The following is a 20112-nucleotide window of genomic DNA, read 5'->3' as shown; positions in this document are numbered from 1 at the left end:
TGTCAGTCGTCTTACGGACTCGAAGCAACTTTCGGGGCACCAGATTGTCAGTCGGCTTGAACCGGGCGTCGATGTAAGAAGAGATGGCGCAGTTGATCCTGACCCAGGACTCTTCGCACTTCGGCGTATGCGAAGAAGGGGATGAGCACAACGAACATGATCAGGGTGACGCAGATGATTCCCTTCAGGGTGCCACCGGCGATCTCGGTAATGCTTTGCGTGAATGGCCGGTGGTGAAAGAGGCCGACGATGCCGACTTCCAGAATTTTGAAGATAGCCAGGAGGATAGAAAATAAGGCGGACTTGAGGAGTGTCGGATAAATGAGCGGCACATCTTCGGCCATCTCGCCGAGGTGGAAAGCCTGGGCGAGGACGATGATCTTTCCGAGCGCCAGCGCGTTGATGAGCGCAAGGCCGCGCGTCTCGATACTAACGTTCTCCTCGGCCAGAATTACGGACTTGTACTCGACCAGGAGCGCAAAGATCACCCAAAGATAAAAGGCGACGACGAGGAATTTCTTCGTCTCCTCGATGATGACCTGCCTTACGGTTCGACGTGGTATCGCCATGTGATCTCCCTCCCATAAGGTCTTTCGGCGAGGTAAGGATATTCCTGTTGGGGCGAGGAGGGAAGCGAGTTGGAGTCGCGCTCCTTCGCAATTGGCTTTTCGGGCGCGACGATCCCCACTGACTGAAGAGAGGCGGTTACTTGGGAATTGTGAGCCTGATCATGTTGGATGGAAAGCTTTCCACTCCGTGCGCGTCCACGCTTTTCACCATGTAGTTATAGGTGCGGCCATTCTCAAGCAGGTAGTCCACATATTTTGTCTCTTTGATTGGGGACTTATTGAGCAGGTGATAGGCCGGGTCTCCTTCAGCCGAGCGGTAGATGTTGTAGCCGACGACGGGGACAGGCGAAGTGACGGGCGCATTCCAGCTAAGGTTAACGTGGTGCGGTTTGGGTTTGCAGGCGGCTGGAAGAGAAAGCAGACAACAGGCAAATAGCAGGCGGCTGATCGAGAAACAGGATGCGGTGAGCCGTGCGGGAGTCCTCAGGCGATTCGATGTCATCTTCTCCCATTATGGGGAGGAATTTCGACGAGGGATACCAGTATAAACACTGGGGCCATCGACGCTATTAATAGAGTGGGTTGCCTTCTATCAGGTTGTTTCCATTGGAAACTGGACGATGTTCGCTTATTTCCTGCGGACGGCGCTCCAGCGGCCATCGGCACGGCCTTCGACTTTCATTCTGCCCTTGGCCGTGTCCTCGTCGACCCACCCGGCGAGGGTTGCGGTGACGGTTCCGGGTTGATCGGGCCAGGTTCCGCTGAAGGTGAGTTCGACATAGCCGTCACGCCAGACGCCGTTGACAGGCTGATCCGGACCGAAGGCGCCTGACCATATACCGACGATGGTGCTGTTCTGGCGCACGAGCTTCATGGTGCCGGTGTAGGCGCCGGCGTCGCTCGCATACTTTACGTCCCATGTGCCGGCGGCTTCTCCGCCATTCTGAATCGGATCAGGTTTGGTGTTGGTGATTTTGAGATTGGAGAAGTAGGACTCTTCGCGGGCGTATGTCCAGAGAGCGACTGCACCCTGGAGGTCTTCGCCTTTGAGGCCATCGACGACGAGGCTCGGATTGGGTGAGTTGTTCAGAAACAGCTCGGCGTGACGGCCATGCACTTCGATCTTCATGTGCGTCCACTCTTCGGGCTGGAGGTCGGCGTAGGACTCGTAGATGAATGGCCATTGTCGGCGGAGCTTTTCCCATCCGAAATCCGGTTCGGAAACGTATTGGACGGAGTGGTTGCGCATGGCCTGATCGTCGGATCGCGAGTTGCCGGGGCGAAGGTAGAACATCTCGTAGCGGGATGCGTCGGGACGGGCACGAAAGGCAATGCCGGTGAAGCCGGGCATGCGGACGCCGGGAGGCACAAGAGTTTTCGTTGCTATGTCCGCCTCGATGGTTCCGTCATGAAACTGCGTTTCCTTGAGGAAGGCGAATCCGAATTCCTCCTCGGTGGTGAGCCGGATGGCCTTGCGGCCTCGGTATTCGACGGCTTCGGCTTTCACGCCCTGAAGTGTGAGATCTTTTGCGTCGGTGAGCGTGAAGGTCTGTGATGAGGGAAGGGATGGTTCCTGTGCCCTGGTAGTCTGTGCTGCGGAAAGGGATAAAAGAACGATTCCGACGGCGAAGGTCGTACTGCCGAGTCGAGACATGAGACACACAGTAGAAGCGGCAGGTTTGGGCGGCAAGAATTCTGTGACGAACTGCGGATATTCGTCGCGAATGATTTTGAATGCGGCAGAAAAGCGAAGGGGCGATTTCCCTTGCGGGATCTCGCCCCTTCTTTTCCGATTTTCGAAGATCCGGTTCGGAACCGGATCACAACTGTTTGTCGCTTCGGCTTTGCTCCGGACCTGCGAACCTTGCGGCCCGCGCTTCCTGAACTCTTCCGTCGCTTCCGGTCGTTGTAAGAGCTTTCTCGGTTCCATCCAAGGCTTTCGGTTGCCCGTACGCCTCGCGAGATCCGTTACCGGTTCTCCTGATGGTTCCTTGTCTGCTCTCTTCGCTGGAAGATCTCTCTTCCGTTGATTTGAAGCATACTCCCGCGCCGGCGTATTACAAGGGGGTAAAACAAATTTTCCGGTGTGGAAATGCAGGACAATTTGTGGAAAATATGTAACTGTGTCAGTTGCACATTATTCAGGGCATTTCTGCTAGCGAAATTGCAAGTTGTTGGAGAGTTGGGTGGTGGGTCAATTTGATTTGGCCGAGTTACCGAAATGCGGACTTTGCGGGCACTACACAGGATCACTTCCGTATTGCCGGTCACACGGCAGCTTGACGAATCGTTGGCCGTAATCAGCTATGATCCGTGCGATTCTCGCCAATCGGAACGCTCCTGCTCATCCCTTGTTAAGTCGTGCCAGCGACCTCCCCAGTAACCGGCCAAACGAATTGAGCGTTCCCGGTGGTCGATGGCGAGAGAGTGGATGCCACCTCGACCAACCTTCAGCGCCGATACCACCGTCAATGAGTGAGCATCGAGTACCAAAACTTCACTCCCCCAATCACGGTCCGTATCGACCAGAACCCAAGCTACCCGTGATCGTCCAATTGCGATGAATCGATCATCAGCAGAGTGGACGATCTGGTGAACGTAAAACCAATCAGGGACTACTGGCTTGAGAAGGTTCGGGAAGAATGGCAAATCGGCCTCTGAATCGCTCTTTCCAGAGTCGTCCAACAGGACGGCTTTCTGCTTCGTTCCTTCGCCCGACACCGTAAAAAACCGATTCGACGCTACAAGGTAGGTCGGTACGGCGGCGTCGTTCTTCGGGAATGTCAATGTGCCGTCGGTCACAGCATGGTCTCCATCGAGGCGATAGCGCCGGTAGCACTCGTATCCGCAATCATCGGGTACCCAAAACTGTTTAAATCCTGCCCCGAATATCGGTTCGCGGCCACCCACAGCAACTCCCAACACGCCCAGGTCCTGATCTGAGATCAATTCTCCTTCTATGCTCCATCGCTGACAGTGCAAGTGAACGATGGAAGCGTCGTTTGGACTGCGACCCTCCTGCGGTACATATCGCCAAAGTATGATCGAATCATCAGGGGCAAATCCTCCTAGAAACCTAGACTGGTATCCAGCCTCCAACGCGATGTTGTGAAAAGTGTGCCACTCTGACGAAAACTGCCCATGAAGCTCCTGCTTCTTCACGTTGAGAATCTGAATTGTGAGCTTCTCGGCTGGCAAGAGAGTGATCAGCCACTCCCCGTTACCGCTGAAGCCTTGTTCGCATCTCCACGGATTCGCGATCGTCGTGCGGATTACCTTTGCCGGGGCGCCGCGTGCTGCGAGGCGCGTCTCCAATAAACCCTTCTCGATGGTTCCGGTGGCTAACGTTCCATCCGCTGCGAAAGCCGAGCAGGTTCTAACAGAGGGGGTTTGACCGTTGGCGATGGCGTGTGCAAGAAAACAGGTAAGGACAACAACGAGAACTGAGCCGAAGGATTTCACAACCTCAAGGATAGTATGAGGCTCCACATCCAAGGCCGTGGTCGCATGATTACGAGTTTATTCCCGGTTTGTCGGCTATACGGAAGTAACCCATCGCTGGGGCAGCCAGCATGCAGAACGAAGTGCCTGAAAAACGGCATTATCGGTAACTACAATCTGTCAGAGACTTAAACTGACCCACTAGCGATGGTCGCCGGGTCGGGTGTCTTTTGTACGGGGCGGGTATAATCGCGTCTTGGCTTCATCGGAGGAGTCTGCGGTGCGGCAAATGCGATTTGATGCTGTGTGGGTGAGCGTGCTGGTGATGGGGGTTTTTCTGCCGGTGCTTTCTGCGCAGACGGCTCCGCACTCTGTTCTGACGACGCGCGATGGCGTGTATACAGCGGAACAGGCGCAGCAGGGAAAGGCGATCTACCAGAGCCAGTGCGGTATGTGCCACGGGGACGCGCTTGAGGGCCAGGGGGAGAATTCTCCGCTGGCCGGGAGCGAGTTTTTGAACAGGTGGACCGACCAGACGGTGGCCGATTTGTTTATGAAGACCATTGTCATGATGCCGGCGATGGATCCGGGGACAGTGCCGCCGAAAGAGGTGGCGCAGGTGCTCGCTTACATTCTGAGCGCGAGTAAATTTCCAACGGGCAGCAAGGAACTGCCGAGCGATCCGCAATCGCTGGAAGCAATTCACATCGTTAAGCCGTAGCGTGCAGGCTTCCAATGGGGCGCGTACTATATCTGCCAAGCCATGAATCGTCGCGAACTGCTTCGTAATTCGTTGTTGACCATGGGCGCGGCGGCGGTGACGCGACCAGCCGGAGCGCGGATTTTTCCTGCGGGAGAGGATGCTTTTCTCGAACTCCAGCGCGCTGACTGGACGCCTGTCTTTCTGAACCAGCAGCAGAACGAAACCTTGATTGTGCTGAGCGAGGCGATTATCCCAGCGACCGACACTCCGGGAGCGAAGGCGGCGCTGGTGAACCGGTTTCTCGATCTGGTGCTGTCGGTCGAGATCGAAAAAAATCAGCGCGAGTTTGTCGAGTCGCTGGAGTGGTTCGATACGGGTGCGCAGGAGCGCTATAAGACGACTTTCGCAAAGCTGACGGATGGTGAGAGGACAGATTTTCTGAACCTGGTTGCGTGGCCTCATACACAGTCAGCCTGGGGACAGGCGGGGGTTGTGTTCCCCGGCTATCTGCATTTCACCCGGCTCAAGGGTTGGATTGCCAGCGCGTACTACAGCTCTCCGATCGGCCTGAAGGAACAGGGCTGGGACGGCTGGGCGGCACGGGGCACATTTTCCGGTTGCGAGCATCAGCCGGGCGAACACAAGGCCAGTTAATCGGGAGCCAGTTAATCGGGAGATTGTGCAGAGAGATGTTTTTTCAGGATCCGCTGACTCGCACGTATGACGCAATCGTAGTGGGCTCGGGCGCAACCGGGGGATGGGCGGCGAAGCGACTGGCCGAAGCCGGTCTCGAAGTTGCTTTGCTGGAAGCGGGGCGCAATATCTCGCCGAGGGAGTTCACCGAGCACAAGCCAGTATTCGAGCTGAAATACAGAGATATGGGCGGAGCGGGGGAATGGCGCAAGACGCGCCCTATCCAGACGCAGTGCTACGCGTGCACGGAATACAACTACGACTGGTTTGTCGACGACCTCGAGAATCCTTACAGCACTCCTGCGGGCAAGCCTTTTACCTGGCAGCGTATGCGCATTGTGGGAGGAAGGACGCTCAGCTGGGGACGCCAGAGCTATCGGTTGAGCGATCTTGACTTCAAGGCGGCGAGCCTCGACGGCTATGGGAGTGACTGGCCCATCGCATACAAAGATATGGCTCCCTTTTACGACATTGTTGAAGACTATGTCGGCATCAGCGGCGCGGCGGAGGGAAATGACGCGCTGCCGGATGGGCATTTTCTACCCCCGATGAAGATGACCTGCGGAGAAATCCACTTCCGCGATGCTGTTGCCAAGAATTTTGGCAGGACGGTGACTATCGGGCGCACGGCGATTCTTACGCAGGCGCACAATGGGCGGTCCGCGTGCCATTACTGCGGCACCTGCGAGCGTGGCTGCATCTCTTTTTCGTATTTCAGCAGCCCCTTCACCACGGTGAAGGACGCGCTTAAGACCGGGAAATGCACCCTGCTGACGAATGCGATTGCGGCGAGTGTCGAGATGGATCCGGCAACGAACCTAGCGAATGGTGTAACGTTTGTCGACGGTACGACGCGGCAGACGAAGACCATCCGGGGGAAGACGGTGATCCTATGTGCGCAGGCGATGGAATCGACGCGCATTCTGCTGAACTCGACGAGCGGCAGTCACACGGTGGGCTTGGGCAATTCGAGCGGGCTGCTAGGCCGTGGGCTGATGGACCATGCGACCGGCGCCGGGGCTTCCGGAGAACTGCCGCAGTTCAAGGATGCTCCCGATGCGTACAGTGCGCCGCATCGTGCCAACGGAATTTACATCATCCGCTATCGCAATACATCGAAGGCGACGCGGCAGCCGAACTTCATTCGCGGCTATGGATATCAGGGTTCGGCAGAAGCCGATTTCCATTTCGAAGCGGAAGGATTCGGAGCCAGTTACAAGCAGGCGGTGAAGGCGGGCAAGTACATGATCTCGGTCGGAGGGTTTGGTGAGTCGCTGGCGCGCGATGACAATTTTGTCTCGATCGACCCGAACCTGAAGGATACGTGGGGCATTCCCGCGCTCCACATCTCGATGACCCACGGAGCGAACGAACAGGCCCTGATGGAAGATGCGGCCGCGACTGCTGCGGAAATGCTTGACGCTGCAGGAGCCACGAACATCAAGATTGGGTCAACGGTCGCCGAGCCGGGGATGGCGATTCACGAACTGGGAACGGCGCGGATGGGGAACGATCCGAAAACCTCGGTCACGGATTCTTATTGTCAATTGCACGATGTGAAGAATGTCTTTGCTATGGACGGTGCGTGTTTTGTCTCGTCCGGATGCCAGAATCCTACGCTGACGATGATGGCGATTACGGTGCGCGCCTGCGATCGCTTGATTGACCGGTTCAAGAAGCACGAGATCTGAAATCGTTCGCGGATCGTTAGCGCTGATCAGTTCAGCTTTTATTTCGTTCGGATTTTTTACGGCAGAAAAGCGAAGGGGCGATTTCCCTTGCGAGATCTCGCCCCTTCTTTTCCGATTTTCGAAGATCCGGTTCGGAACCGGATCACAACTGCTAGTCGCTTCGGTTTTGCTCCGGACCTGCGAACCTTGCGGCCCGCGCTTCCTGAACTCTTCCGTCGCTTCCGGTCGTTGTAAGAGCTTTCTTAGTTCCATCCAAGGCTTTCGGTTGCCCGTCCGCCTCGCGAGATCCGTTGCCGGTTCTCCTGATGTCTCCTTGTCTGCTCTCTTCGCTGGAAGATCTCTCTTCCGTTGATTTGAAGCATACGCTCGCGGCGGCGTATTACAAGGGGGTAAAACAAATTTTCCGGTGTGGAAATACGCGACTTATTGTGGAAAATATGTAACTGTGTCAGTTGCACATTATTCAGGGCAACTTATCAGCGAAATTGCAGGTACCCCCAGCGCTCGGGGACATGCATGTTGATGACGCCCTGTGGTGACCAGACCCAGTTGTCTTCTACTGGGTTGCCGGGCTTCCACTCGACGCGGCTGAAGTTGATGCGCCAGGTTGTTCCGGGCTGCGGTGGCGGCACGGCCTGTCTCGAGTTGAAGGCGGTGAGCGGATAAGCAATTTCGACTGTCCATCCGTGATCTTTGTCGCTGGGATGGTTGAGTGTTCCCTGAACGGCGATAGCGGTTTTGAGTCCGATGATGTCCCAGCTGTTGTCGGCTTTGCCGCCCTGGTTGTAGGGCTTGCTCAGGAAGAGATCCCAGCCGGTGTTGAGGGCATTGATTTCGAATTCGTAGTAGCTCGCGGTATCGGGAAGCGGCTTGATGAAGACTTCGAAATCGTTGTCCTTGAAGATGACGGAGTCGTGCTGGGTGAGCGTGGCGGTGACGTTGGGCTCTTCGAGTTCGGCGGCGATGTAGAGGTACTTGTCGTCGTAGAGCATCTTGGCCCGCGTGCGGAAGCGCGGGGTTGGTTTGGATGACCCTTCGATGTCGACGAAGTCGGAGGTCCACGGTGCCTGGTTCCACGCGGGATCGTCGAGCTTTCCGTCGATCACGATCGGAGTGGCTGTGCGGTGGCAGTCATAGGAGAGCGGCTGTGGCAGCGTCTTCTGTGCAAATAGCGCGGGAGCGATTACGAGGCAAAGGAACGTCAGAAGGCGGGTCGGGGAAGAAATCATGGATGGAAGTATTTTATTCAATCTGAACTTGCCAAGCCGGACTGCCCCGCCTAATGTGGATGCCACAACGTTCCGATGGACTGCGCGTTGTAGTTCATCATCCGCTGGGCCCCCCGCACATTCCATGACGAGGAGACTACACCGTGAAGCCCTGTCGTATCAGCAGTATTTCGATTTTGCTGGTTTTGCCTTTCGCATTGACTCTCACCAGTGGAACTTATGCGCAGCAGGATCAGCACCCGATTCTGGACAAGGTGGCAGCCAAGGTTATTCAGAAGTACCAGAGCGCAGTTGAAAGCGGAAAAGGCGGCGAAGACGCAGCCAACTCCCGAAGAGCAGAAGGCGATCGCGTTCCTGAAAAGCGATCCGCAGATGCGGACGATCTTCATCAACAAGATCGCCGCGCCCATCGCCAACAAGATGTTCGATTGCGGAATGATTCCCTAGCTTCAGGATGACGGCTGGAGGACGGCGCGCAGGCGTGCGTTCTCTTTCTGGAGTTCGTCGATGCGGCGGCGGAGCGGGTCGAGGCTCTCGGCGAGTTCTTCGAGCGTGTAGCGCGGGGTGATGTGCTGCGGGCAGTTCCAGTCGAAGGTTTCGACGTGGATGAGGACGGCGCGTTCAGCGGGCGTCGTTTCTGCAGGCATGCGCAGGGTCTCGAGCAATTCCTTTGCAGTTGCGTCATCTTCGTGGAATTCGGCGTGGCCGAGGATCTTGAGCCGGCTTTGCGACGGGTAGTCCATGAGGAAGAGCGTGACACGGTCGTCATGCTGGAGGTTGCCGACGCTGATGTACTGCTTGTTGCCGCGCAGGTCGGCGAAGCCGATGGTCTGTTCGTCGAGCACATGGAGAAAGCCTTTTGGGCCGCCGCGATGCTGGATGTACGGCCAGCCGGTTTCGCTGACTGAGGCCATGTAGAAGCTGTCGCGGGTGCGGATTATCGTCTGCTCGTCGGGACCGAGATGACTGCCGGCGATGAAGGACTGCTCGACGCGCTCATAGGAGCGGCGGCTGCCATGCTTCTCCTGCTGCTCTTTGACGAGCGGAGTGAAGGCGATTTCGGCGAAGCGTCGACCCATGCGGTTCTCCAGACTTTTGCAGGCTTATTAGAGATTCGCGAGGGTGCGGTTCGGATGCAGCGGTTGGCGCTTGCCAGCTGGCTATGGGGCCGAAGCGTCGTGGGCAGATCCGGTGTTGCGGTGGGTGGCTTTGATCTGCTTGTAGAGCGCCAGCTCGCGGTTTGCGTCTTCAGTGCGCCCGTCGCGACGGTAGGCGACCTGCAGTTGATAGTGGATGTAATCGGAGTCGGGATCTACCTTTGCTGCGATTTCGAGGTGTGGGATAGCTTCGTCGATCTTGCCATCTTCGAGCAGCACCTTTCCCAGCTGATATTGGGCTTGGGAGTGGTCGGGCTGCTCGGCGATGACGGTTCGCAGAAGGGACAAGGCTTCGTCTTTCTGCGAGGTTTCCAGCAGGGCGAAGGCGAGGTAGTACTGCGTCTCCACGTCCTGTGGGCTGAGCTTGAGTTCCGTGCGCAGCTCAGGGATGGCGTCGGTGGGACGGTCGAGGTGCACGAGCGTGGCTCCGGCTTCGAAGTGAGCGTGGGGCATGGTTGGGTTTTCTTCCGCCAGCTTTTTGAAACAAGGGACGGCGTGCTCGTAATTTTCCGTGGTGTTGTAGAGCTGGCAGACGAGCATGTGCACGTCGGGCGGCAGATCGCGCGCGGCCAGGTTGTCGATGATCTGGTTGGCCTGCTGCTCCTGATGCGTGCGGGCAAGCGAGAAGGCCCAGGCATAGGCGGAGCGCGTGTCCTGCATGGCGGCGTCACCGATCGGAGCGAAGTTCTGCGCAGCCTCGGCGAACTTCTCCACGTTGAAGAGAGACATGGCGAGCATCATGCGCGAGCGCTGGTCGTTCGGATCCTGCGCGACGACGGTGGTGAGGGCGCGGGCACTCTCCGGGTAATTCTGCAGCAGAAAGGCTGCGGCGCCAAGGTTGCGCATCAGGCCGGGTGTGGCCGGGTCCCATTTTTCAGCCTGCTGGAAGTGGGCGAGTGCCTGCTGATACTGCTGCTGGCGGGCTTCGGCGGTGCCCCAGTCGTTGAATCCGTTGCTCAGGACCTGGTGAAGCTGCTCATTGCGATGCTTCAGTTGCTGGGCTTTTGCGGGTGGCAGGTTGGACTGTTTTAGGGCTCGGCTCGTGGCTGTTTCCTGCTGGGCGGCGAGGTCGGTGAGCTTCTGCGAGGCGGTTATGACCTGAGCGGGGTCGCCGGATTGCTTTGCGGTTTGGTCGGCGTCGATGAGTTGCTGAAGCTGCTGGGTGGCGGCGTCAGGTTGTTGTTGCGCTGGCGCAGCAAGGGGGAGTGCGAGCATCATTCCCCATAGCCCGAAATTTGCTAAATTCTTGAAAACGCTCATCGAGTGGCGGAGAGTCACGGTAAATTATTGATTCCGGATATTTTATCTATAAAGTTTCTGGAATCAACAGTTTCCAGCATGTAGAAGTGCGCTGCATTTTCCGTACGCGTTTGAAAACTCTTCTATTGTTTGAAAAACTCTCCTATTTCTATTCTAGCCAATCCGAACGGGAAACACGCCAAGTTTGGCTGGGATTTTGCTCTTTGGAATGAGTGGGTTGCGACGAATTTTTAGCTTTTGGGGCTTGACAAGGTTTTGGGGGTTAGGAATGTTGTGAAAAGGCCCGATTTAGCTACCCGCGGTGGATGCTTCATGCTGTTGCGGGTGGTATTTGTCGCATGGATTTTTCCCCTTTGTGCCTCAGGGGCAGAATGAAGGCTCGTTTGCGTCTGGGGTTCCCACCCTTTGCTCCGCAAAGGATGGGGCACCCTTTTTCGTGCTTCTGCCTTGAAAAACAGGTACTTCCCCTTGATTGCATTCAGGGTCAGGATGACGGTCTATTGAGTGGTGTCTAAGCAATTTCACCTTTGCAGCCAGGATGGCCACATTCGCAGGCGATCTCGACTGTGTCTTTGCGTTCTTCACAATGGGCACTGCAATATTTTTCCGTGGTCATGCAGGTACAAGATGGATGTGCGCATTTCTTCGCGTCTGCCATGGGATTCTCCTCGGTGATCTGATCTCGGGCGTACGAAGACTAGGATGCGATTTACCCTTGGCTCGTTTGTGAGGCCGTTCTTCGATTGTTTGGCCGGAATTTTGGAGTCGCAAAGATCGTTCTGATTCTTTCCTTCGGCTTCGCTCAGGACAGGCTCTCCCGTTGGTCGTCGGAATGACGGGTGGGTTGGGGTATTGCTCTCCCACCCTTTCGCTCCGCAAAGGATGGGGCACCCATTTTCGTGCTTAACGATGCGATTGCGAGCCTTGCTCTCGCAAGGCTTCGCAGCTGTTTCCCGCTGCGGGTCCTTCGACTGTGCGCTTCGCGCTCCGCTCAGGATGACATTTGGGCCGGGGTGATGTTATGGACACACCGCTTCTCGTGCCAACACCTGCGAAAAGCAGATCCTTCGCTGCACTCAGGATGACAGCACTGTTGAAGTGGTGTGTTTTTTCGTTTGCAAAGAAAAATGGCAGGTTCCTTGCGGAACCTGCCGGAAAGCTCTTGGGAGAGCGGTTAAAAGTTGAAGTGGAGACCGTACTGGATCTGGCGAGCCGGTGTGCCCAGCAGACTTGTGGATGTGCCGAATCCAGGGGTCAGATCCTGCGCCGAGACGATGTTGTTGGTCGGGCTGCAGGCGTTGTAGAGTGAGTGGCCCGTTGACGGGTCGGTTCCCGCCACCGCACCGCAGTTGATCGCCTGAATCGGGTTCTGCGTGGCGGGGCTGAAGTTCGGATGGTTGAAGAGGTTGAAGAAGTCGAAGTTGAACTGGATGTTCACCTTTTCCTTGACGGTCCAGTTCTTGCGGACGGAGAAGTCAGTGTTGTTGAAGTTAGGACCACCGCAGAAACCGCGCGGCTCCATATTGGTGGGCAGCGTGCCGAGCGCATAGCCGACGAGGGTAAATGCGCCCGCGTTGGCGACCTGGTTCGAATTCCGGCCGGTGACGCAGCTCTGTCCGGTTTGGAGCGGACGTAGCGGCGAGGTGAAGCCGGTTTCGACCAGTGCGCCGTTCTGGTTCAGCTGGCTGCTTGCGCCAGCGACCAGATTGGCTTCATGCGCGCCCTGGTAGATGGTGAAGTTGTTGCCGTTCTGGGCGGTGATGATGCCGGTGGTTTCCCATCCGCCAAGCGTGCTGCGTTCAAGGAGGTTGGCTCCTTGCAGCTTGGGCAGATAATAGGTTGCGTTGGCTACGAACATGTTCGGGCGGTTGACGTCAGACGAGCCGTAGTCAAGGCGCGAATTCGTATAGTAGGTGCGAGACTGCTGGCCGATGCCACCGCCGGAGTCGTCGACGATGACGTCAGCCAGAGTGTGCGACCAGGTATAGGCGGCTCCCCAGGTGAGGGAGTTGCCGATGCGGCTCTTTACCACAGCCTGAAAAGCGTTGTAGTTTGAACCACCGTTGTGTGTCCAATAGGTGAGCGTGCCGTTGTTGCCGCCGGCGGGGTACGGACGCAGGTTGTTGGTGTCGGCACCGCTGTTGGCAAAGGTCGCCGTCAGCCAGTTCTGCGGAGCAATGCTGTTGACATCGTAGGAATCCGTCAGATGAAGACCGCGGTTGCCAACGTATCCGGCCTGGAAGGTGGTGTTCGGGCCGATGGCCTGCTCGATCGTAAAGTTCCACTGCCAGGAGTTAGGAAGGTTCGAATTTGGATCCTCACCGCCGGAGGGGCTGGCCGTTCCGGAAAGGCTGGAAGGCGTGGCGCCCCCGAGGGTGCGTGCGTAGTTGTTGGTGGTAAGGGCGAACGGAGCGTTGGCCACCAGTGTGTAACGAGAAACACGCTCACGCTGATAGAACTGGCCGCCGCCAGCGCGGATGACAGTCTTGCTGGTTCCGAAGGGATCCCAGATGACGCCGACGCGAGGAGCGATGTTGTGATAGCCGTTCTTGATGAGCGAGCGGTTGGGGCCCGGGGTTCCGCTTGAGAAGTTGGTGCCAAACTGCTTGTTGGCCGCGCCGCAGGGATCGGTTCCAGGAGCCACCCAGAGGCCGTTGCAGGCGTCTGATGCGGGCTTGGTGGGATCGTAGAGCGAGGGCTGGAAGCTGGTGATCTGGTCGTTGGGCTGGTAGGGCTGCAGCAGGAGCGAGTAGCGCGCGCCGTAGCTCAAGGTGAGGTGCTGCGACATCTTCCAGGTATCGCCGGCGTAGAACTCGTAGTCACGCCAGCGGAGCTGAGCGCGGATGTTGGTCGAAGTCTCGCTGATGTTGAAGGTGTTGCCGGTCAATTCGAGATTGGCCAGGGCGTCGTTGGTTTCAGTGCCGCCCGCACCGGTTGCGACAGCGCCAATGGTCGGACGCTCGCCGGTGGAGCTGTTGACGTCTTCATTCTTGCCATTGAAGCCGAGGAAGGCGCCGAACTTGTAGCTGTGCTGACCCTTGATCCACGACAGGTCGTCGCGGAAGGTGTAGATGTCGAGCTGATTCTGCCACGGAGCCTGCAGCGAAGTGGTGCCGCCGTAAGACCCGAAGTTGACCGAAGGAACGCCTTCCGCAGAATGCTTCAGGGATTCAGGGTACAGAGTTGGGATTGCGGAAGAAACCTGGGCCAGAAGACCGGGGTTGGTGCCGCCTGCGGTGATCTGAATGCGGTTGTTGGAGTAGTTGAAGGCCGCATCGTTCACCAGCGAGTTGGTGATGGTGGAGGTCCAGTGCGCGGTGATGGACTTGGACGGCTGAGCCCAGTTGCTGTTGAGCGCGGGATAAACGGTATCGCCCCAATAGCCAGCGTTGAAGGCCGGGTTCGACCAGGTGTCCTGGGTGTAACGGCCCATGATGTGGTTCTTCGCGTTGAGGTCGTAATCGCCACGGGCGTTTTCTTCACGCCAGAAAAGACCAGTCGGGAGCGACGAGGACCAGTTCTGACCGTTGGAGTTGAGCGCGCCGTTCTGCGTGGTGGGCAGGGGCAGCATCTTCAGCATGGTAGCTGTGGATGGATCGACTGCCGTCAGGGTGTGCGGGCCAGCCAGCATGTTGGCTGGTACTTTGCTGAAGTCAGGGAAGTTGGCTTGGTTGCAACCCAGGGTGGAGAAGTCACCAGCGAGTTCAGCCGAAGTGGGGACGCATTGGCTGACCTGGCGGCCCTTGATTTCGTGGTTCCACTCTTCAGAGAAGAAGCCGAAGAGCTTGTCGCGCTTGATGGGACCGCCAATGGAGTAGCCCCAGTCATTGCGGCGCTCCTTGTCCTTGCCGTTGAGGGGCAAGCCCTTGCCGGCGTTCGGAGCGGAGAAGAAGGTATACGAGTCGAGTGCATCGTTACGTCCGTTATAGAAGGCGCTGCCGTGGAACTGGTTGCTGCCGCTGCGGGTAACGATGCTGATGATGCCGCCGGAGGCCTGTCCGTACTCAGGGCCGTAGCTGTTGAGCAACATCTTGAACTCGGCAATGGCCTCGTTCGATGGATAGATCAGGATGGTGCGGTTGGAGCCTACGTCGTTGTTGTTGACGCCGTCGACGAGGAAGAGGTTGTTGGTGGTGGGGTTGCCGTTGATCGACATGTCCACGCCACCGTTGAGGCCCTTGCCGGTGTTGACGAAGTTGTTGGCGGCGGAGACGCCGGGCTGGAGCTGGGTGAGCTCGACGAAGTTGCGGCCGTTAAGCGGGAGTTCCTTGACCTGGGTGCTGTCGACGACGGCGCCGAGCGCGGCGCTGTCAGTCTGCACCTGGATGGCGTTGGCCTGCACGGTGACGGACTGGCTGACGCTGCCGAGCTGCATCTGCGCATTGACGTTGGTGGTGGTGGCGACGTGCACCACGGCGCCCTTGGTGATGTAGTCCTGGAATCCGGTGGCCTTGATTTCCACGGTGTAGGTGGATTCAGGCAGTTCGGCGACGGTGTACCCGCCCTGAGGGTCGGTGGTGACGGCTTGAACCTTATTGGTTGCGGTATTGGTGATGGTTACGGTCGCCCCGGAAACAGCTGCGCCGCTTGAATCGGTAACTGTGCCGGTGATCGTACCGGTGATTTTCTGTGCGTGCGCCGGATGCCACGACAGCAAAGCCGCGGCGAGGGCGATCAGCACGAGGAACACTCGTGATCGTCTCATTTGAATTAGCCTCCCTGATTTACGTCAAACAGGCTGGTCCTGTCCGGTTGGACAAGGCTGCCTTTAAGTTGTTAACCTGTATATACTTGTCTACAACGTTATGAGTACCAAATACATCAAAATTCCGTGCCGAAAATCATTTGTGAAAAATGAGATGAACCCGGAAAAGACCGTTAAGTAAACGGTTTGAGTACAGCAATGCCGGGGTCGCAATCCCTGCGTTGACTATTAGGCTTGTTCGAGTTTTGACTTGTCAAGAGAGCGACTCAAAAATGTGCTATGTTTTGCACTGGATAAAAAGGCTGTACTCATTAAAGTGATAGAAAACATTGAAATAAATCGTTTGATCTACTCCTCAAAGATTTTTGTGGAAATCTTGGCGATACTTCAAATGTAATCGTTTTCATTGTGGTTTGGTCATCGAAAACTGGGCGTTGGCTACCTTTAATAGGGCGATTCATCCCTAAAATCGCAGATTGAGATGGTCTTGAAGGGAAGTGGGGTCAAAAGAGCGCTGAGAATCGTCGCTTACTCATAAAACCAAATTTGCTCTGTGATGGCCTCGAAGCCTTGTCTGAATTGCAGATGTTTAATGATTGCAACTAGTTAAACCTCGTGATTTTCACCTGTGAAATCATTTCAGTTGGTTAAACAGATTTTCCCGGGAAACGAGGCCGGAACCTTCGCGGACGGCATAGAAATGATCGGCGGCGAGGTTGGTGAGCTTTTCGACGCCGCCGGAGGGCCAGCGGATTTCGACGGAATCGACTTTCGCGGCTTTGGCTAGACCGAAGTGGAGGCGAAGGTCGCTTTGAGAGATGTAACTGCCGCCGCTGCGGACTTCGTCGGTTTGCGTCATGCCTCCGGCGGTGATGGTGACGCGAGCGCCGAGGGCGAGACGATTGCTTTTCGTTCCGGCGAGTTCGAAGCTGACCCAGTGCGTGCCTGGAACGCCGTTGTTGTGGAGGATCATGGGTGAGCCGTCGATGTCGGAGATAACGATGTCGACGTTGCCGTCGTTGTCAAGATCGGCGACGGCGAGGCCGCGGCTGACGCGTGGCTCGATGAGTGCGGGGCCGGCCTGATTGCTGGCGTCGCAGAAGCTGCCATTGCGTTCATTCATGAAGAGATTTTTGGGCTGATGGTAGCGCGCGCCGGAGGGCAGCGAGTCGACCTGCGGGTAGACCTGGCCATTGACGGCGATAAGGTCTTCCCAACCGTCATTGTCCAGATCGACGAAGGCGTCACCCCACTTGATCCATGGAAGCACAGGCAGGCCGACGCCGGCATCGTAGGAAGCTTCGCGGAAGTCGTAGTTGCCGAGGTTCTCATAGAGGGCGCTATTTTCGTCGGCAAAGTTGGTTACGTAGATGGAGAAGCGCCCGGTGTGGTTGTAGTCGCCGATGGCGACGCCCATGGAGCCTTGTTCGGAGCCATCATTGCTGACGGCGGTGCCGGATTCGAGGCCGATGTCGGTGAACTTGCCGTTGCCGTCGTTCTTGTAGAGATAGTTGGGCGTGGAGTCGTTGGCAACATAGATGTCGGGTCGTCCGGTGTTGTTGAAGTCAGACCAGACGACGCCGAGGCCGTAGTAGCCGTCGGGATCGCTGACCCCTGCGGTCTTCGAGACGTCGGTGAAGGTGCCGTTACCGTTGTTGTGGTAGAGCGCGTCGCCTGCGCCTTTGAGTCCGCGCGGTCCGCACTGCACGTCGATGCCGCGATATTTGCAGGTGGGCTTGCTGCCAAATTCGGGCAGGTCGGAGAGCTTGAAATCGACGTAATTTGTAACCATCAGGTCTACAAATCCGTCGCCGTCATAATCGCCGAAGGCGGCTCCGGTAGACCAGCGGCCGTCGGCTACGCCTGCTTCTTTGGTTACGTCGGTAAAGGTGCCGTTGCCGTTGTTCTTATAGAGAACATTGCCGCCAAGGCAGGTGACGTAGATGTCGGGCCAGCCGTCGTTGTTGTAGTCGCCGACGGCTCCGCCCATGGCGAAGCAGGGTGTGGCGATGCCGGCTTTGTCGGTTACGTCGGTGAAGGTGCCGTCGTGGTTGTTGTGATAGAGTGCGCTGCGGGCTTTTTCTCCTTTGAGCGCCATGTCGACGGTGGGCGCGTTGGTGAAATAAATGTCGGGCCAGCCGTCGCGATCGTAGTCGATGATGATGACGCCGCCGCTCATCGATTCGACGATGTATTTCTTTTCCGGCGCGGACAAGTGTTTGAAGTTGATGCCGGACTTCCGGGTGACATCGACAAGCTGCGGGATGGGGCGGTCTTTGCAAACGCGTGATTTGACTCCGGCGGGCGGAGGCGAGGCCGGGCTGTGTGCCTGTGCGAAGGCCTGGACTACAAGCAAAAGGCACGCTGAGGCCTGACGCGCTGCGCTCAAGAAGGGCTGCCTGGATTGTGTTGTTCTGGAAAATTCCGCGGATGCGATGGGGCTTGGTTCGATGGGCACCTGAAAAATCCTGCTGTTTGAGTGGGCGAAGTTCATTGTAACGTGATGAGGGCCGGGAATGCTGTGTTTAGGGACACGGGAAGGATTCGTGATGGAAAACGCGAGCGATTCTGCCATTAAGGGATTGCGCGATTGTGTCGGAATCGCTGTTGTTCTTGCTGCGATGTGCGGTTGCGCTTCACCTGTGCTCGCGCAGCAATCTGCAGAACATGTACCCGCGGAGGATGCTCGTAACGCCAACATCACGACGGTCGACACGCACTTGCCGCTGCCCGAATTCACCAGTTTGAAAGCGTGGGAGCAGCGCAGAGTGTTTTTGCGGAATCAGATTCTGGTTTCCGCAGGGCTGTCGCCGATGCCGGAGAAGACTCCGCTCAATGCACAAGTGTTCGGGAAGATTGAGCGAAAGGATTACACGATCGAGAAGGTGCTGATTGAGACGCTGCCCGGCTTTTATCTGGGCGGCAATCTGTATCGCCCGCGCAACGGGAAGGCGAAGCACCCGGGTGTTCTCAATCCTCATGGGCACTGGCCGTATGGGCGGCTGGAAAATCAGCCGCTTTACTCCGGGCCTTCTCTCGGCATCAGCCTCGCACGGCAGGGATACGTGGTTTTTGCCTACGACATGGTTGGCTATACCGACACGATTCAATTGCCTCATCGATTCGGCAGCGCAGAGCAGCGGTTGTGGTCGTTTGGTCCGCTGGGATTGCAGTTGTGGAATTCGATCCGGTCGCTTGATTTTCTTGCTTCGCTTGACGATGTTGACGCGGGGCGGCTGGGGATAACAGGTGCATCCGGCGGTGGGACGCAGGCCTTTCTGCTGGCGGCTGTGGATGATCGCGTGCAGTTTGCCGCGCCGGTCAATATGGTGTCGGCGATCATGCAGGGCGGCGACTTGTGTGAGAATGCTCCGGGATTGCGCATCAATACAAGCAATGTTGAGATTGCCGCCATATTTGCGCCGAAGCCGATGCTGCTGGTTTCTGCGACGGGTGATTGGACGCGCAATGTTCCGCAGGAAGAGTATCCCGCGATTCGAAGGATTTACGACCTCTACGGCAAGGGCGATCAGGTGGCAGTTGTTCAGATGGATGCTCCGCACAACTTCAACAGGCCCAGCCGCGAGGCCGTCTATCGCTTTTTTGCCAAGCAGAATCAAGGTATAAGCGAAAGCGGGGAACTGATTGAGCACGACATTGATGTGCCTCCGCTGCAGGACATGATGGCGCTGTCGAATCGCACGCTGCCGGCGAATGCGCTCGACCTGGACAGTGTGTTTCGGCTCTGGCGGGAACGATCGGAGGTTCAGAACAAAAAGCTTGAAAATGGGGAGCTTCAGGATCGCGCTTTTCTTCGCGAGCGGCTCAGGCAGACGCTTGCGGTGGAGGTGCCACGGCAGGTCATCGCTGATCGCGATGGCCGCTCGATCGTTCTTGGACGCGCGGGGAAGGGGGATCGCGTGCCTGGGATCTGGATCGAGGGGAGTGGCGCGCCCGCAATCGTAATCGATCCGAGAGGTTCGGCGGCTGCTCTGGATAGTGACGTGGTCAGGCGACTGCACAAAGAGGGCCGGGCTGTTCTGTTGCTTGATGTGTTTCAGAGTGGGGCGGCAAAGGCTCCGCGTGTTGGCGACATTTCGAACGGACCTACCCCGAAGCTGGCCGAGGATGCGGATGATGAGGAGCGTGCCGATGCTGCTGCTGGGTATCCGAAGTTTTTGACTTTCAATGTGAGCGATGATGCGGCTCGCGTTCAGGATGTTGTCACGGCGATTGTTTATGCGAGCAGGGGCGATCAAAATGTAGAACTGTTTGTCACCGGGGATGCCGCGTTGTGGGCTACATTCGCAGCTGCAGTCAGCGATGTTCCGGTTTCATTGCATTTGGAGAATGTTCCCAAGTTGACATCCGACGCGGACTATCTGGAGCATTTTAATGTGCCGGGGATTTTGCGCGCGGGTGGGTTGACGGTTGCACAAGAGCTGAGTCAGGGGCATTGAGCCACTCTTCACGTAGATGCGGTGGGTGATTCTGGAGAAGGAAATCGGCATCGAGAAAAGACGGGTCGCTGGAAGGAGCGACCCGCCGAGATGCTGCATTCGTGAATTTACTTGATTGCTTTCAATACTTGATTGATGAAGGGCATGCCACTCGGCGTGCCCAATCCAGTGACGTTATCCCAGCCCGGGCCTGTGGCCAGGGAC

At 57.1% G+C, this 20112-nt stretch carries 14 protein-coding genes; 5 read left to right on the top strand and 9 right to left on the bottom strand.

What is annotated here, in order from left to right:
- Positions 1 to 47 precede the first annotated feature (47 nt).
- The 4 genes from H7849_RS16270 to H7849_RS16255 all read right to left on the bottom strand — a co-directional run bounded on the left by H7849_RS16270 (position 48) and on the right by H7849_RS16255 (position 4031).
- Positions 48 to 569 (bottom strand): hypothetical protein, encoded by a 522-nt coding sequence (locus H7849_RS16270; protein WP_186740718.1) that lies wholly within the window; start codon positions 567 to 569, stop codon positions 48 to 50.
- 136 nt (positions 570 to 705) lie between these two features.
- Positions 706 to 1071, bottom strand: coding sequence for a fibronectin type III domain-containing protein (locus tag H7849_RS16265; protein WP_186740716.1), 366 nt, complete (start codon positions 1069 to 1071; stop codon positions 706 to 708).
- 126 nt (positions 1072 to 1197) lie between these two features.
- Positions 1198 to 2223 (bottom strand): 3-keto-alpha-glucoside-1,2-lyase-like domain-containing protein, encoded by a 1026-nt coding sequence (locus H7849_RS16260; RefSeq protein ID WP_186740714.1) that lies wholly within the window; start codon positions 2221 to 2223, stop codon positions 1198 to 1200.
- 650 nt (positions 2224 to 2873) lie between these two features.
- The gene (locus H7849_RS16255; protein WP_186740712.1) at positions 2874 to 4031 is read right to left on the bottom strand and encodes a hypothetical protein; all 1158 of its coding nucleotides are present in this window, start codon (positions 4029 to 4031) and stop codon (positions 2874 to 2876) included.
- A 268-nt stretch (positions 4032 to 4299) separates the two neighbouring features.
- On the opposite strand from H7849_RS16255, the gene H7849_RS16250 reads away from it, so the two are divergent.
- The 3 genes from H7849_RS16250 to H7849_RS16240 are packed head-to-tail and all read left to right on the top strand — an operon-like array spanning position 4300 to position 7097.
- The gene (locus H7849_RS16250; protein WP_186740710.1) at positions 4300 to 4731 is read left to right on the top strand and encodes a c-type cytochrome; all 432 of its coding nucleotides are present in this window, start codon (positions 4300 to 4302) and stop codon (positions 4729 to 4731) included.
- A gap of 42 nt (positions 4732 to 4773) precedes the next feature.
- Entirely contained in the window at positions 4774 to 5367 is a 594-nt protein-coding gene (locus tag H7849_RS16245; protein ID WP_186740709.1) for a gluconate 2-dehydrogenase subunit 3 family protein, read from the top strand.
- Between the two features lie 35 nt (positions 5368 to 5402).
- Entirely contained in the window at positions 5403 to 7097 is a 1695-nt protein-coding gene (locus tag H7849_RS16240) for a GMC oxidoreductase (RefSeq protein ID WP_186740707.1), read from the top strand.
- Positions 7098 to 7573: 476 nt separating this feature from the next.
- Here H7849_RS16240 and H7849_RS16235 read toward each other — a convergent pair whose 3' ends face one another.
- Positions 7574 to 8326, bottom strand: coding sequence for a carbohydrate-binding family 9-like protein (locus H7849_RS16235; RefSeq protein ID WP_186740706.1), 753 nt, complete (start codon positions 8324 to 8326; stop codon positions 7574 to 7576).
- A 291-nt stretch (positions 8327 to 8617) separates the two neighbouring features.
- Between H7849_RS16235 and H7849_RS26525 the strand changes: the two genes are divergently transcribed.
- The gene (locus H7849_RS26525; protein ID WP_222439670.1) at positions 8618 to 8773 is read left to right on the top strand and encodes a hypothetical protein; all 156 of its coding nucleotides are present in this window, start codon (positions 8618 to 8620) and stop codon (positions 8771 to 8773) included.
- Between the two features lie 2 nt (positions 8774 to 8775).
- Here H7849_RS26525 and H7849_RS16225 read toward each other — a convergent pair whose 3' ends face one another.
- The 4 genes from H7849_RS16225 to H7849_RS16210 all read right to left on the bottom strand — a co-directional run bounded on the left by H7849_RS16225 (position 8776) and on the right by H7849_RS16210 (position 17837).
- The gene (locus H7849_RS16225; RefSeq protein ID WP_186740705.1) at positions 8776 to 9405 is read right to left on the bottom strand and encodes a pyridoxamine 5'-phosphate oxidase family protein; all 630 of its coding nucleotides are present in this window, start codon (positions 9403 to 9405) and stop codon (positions 8776 to 8778) included.
- A gap of 81 nt (positions 9406 to 9486) precedes the next feature.
- Positions 9487 to 10701 (bottom strand): tetratricopeptide repeat protein, encoded by a 1215-nt coding sequence (locus H7849_RS16220; RefSeq protein WP_186740704.1) that lies wholly within the window; start codon positions 10699 to 10701, stop codon positions 9487 to 9489.
- Positions 10702 to 11917: 1216 nt separating this feature from the next.
- A complete protein-coding gene (locus tag H7849_RS16215) occupies positions 11918 to 15448 on the bottom strand; it encodes a TonB-dependent receptor (protein WP_186740703.1) in 3531 nt (1176 codons plus the stop codon).
- Between the two features lie 634 nt (positions 15449 to 16082).
- Complete coding sequence (locus tag H7849_RS16210; RefSeq protein ID WP_251106313.1) at positions 16083 to 17837, bottom strand: CRTAC1 family protein; 1755 nt, start codon at positions 17835 to 17837, stop codon at positions 16083 to 16085.
- Between the two features lie 160 nt (positions 17838 to 17997).
- Between H7849_RS16210 and H7849_RS16205 the strand changes: the two genes are divergently transcribed.
- Positions 17998 to 19908 carry an alpha/beta hydrolase family protein gene (locus H7849_RS16205; RefSeq protein ID WP_222439669.1) on the top strand — a complete coding sequence of 637 codons (1911 nt, stop codon included), beginning with the start codon at positions 17998 to 18000 and terminating at the stop codon, positions 19906 to 19908.
- The last annotated feature ends 204 nt before the right edge of the window (positions 19909 to 20112 follow it).

This window comes from Alloacidobacterium dinghuense (genome assembly GCF_014274465.1).
In the GTDB taxonomy this organism is placed as follows: domain Bacteria; phylum Acidobacteriota; class Terriglobia; order Terriglobales; family Acidobacteriaceae; genus Alloacidobacterium; species Alloacidobacterium dinghuense.
The sequence above is the reverse complement of the archived record's forward strand: the minus strand, read 5'-3'. Positions and strand labels throughout refer to the sequence as shown.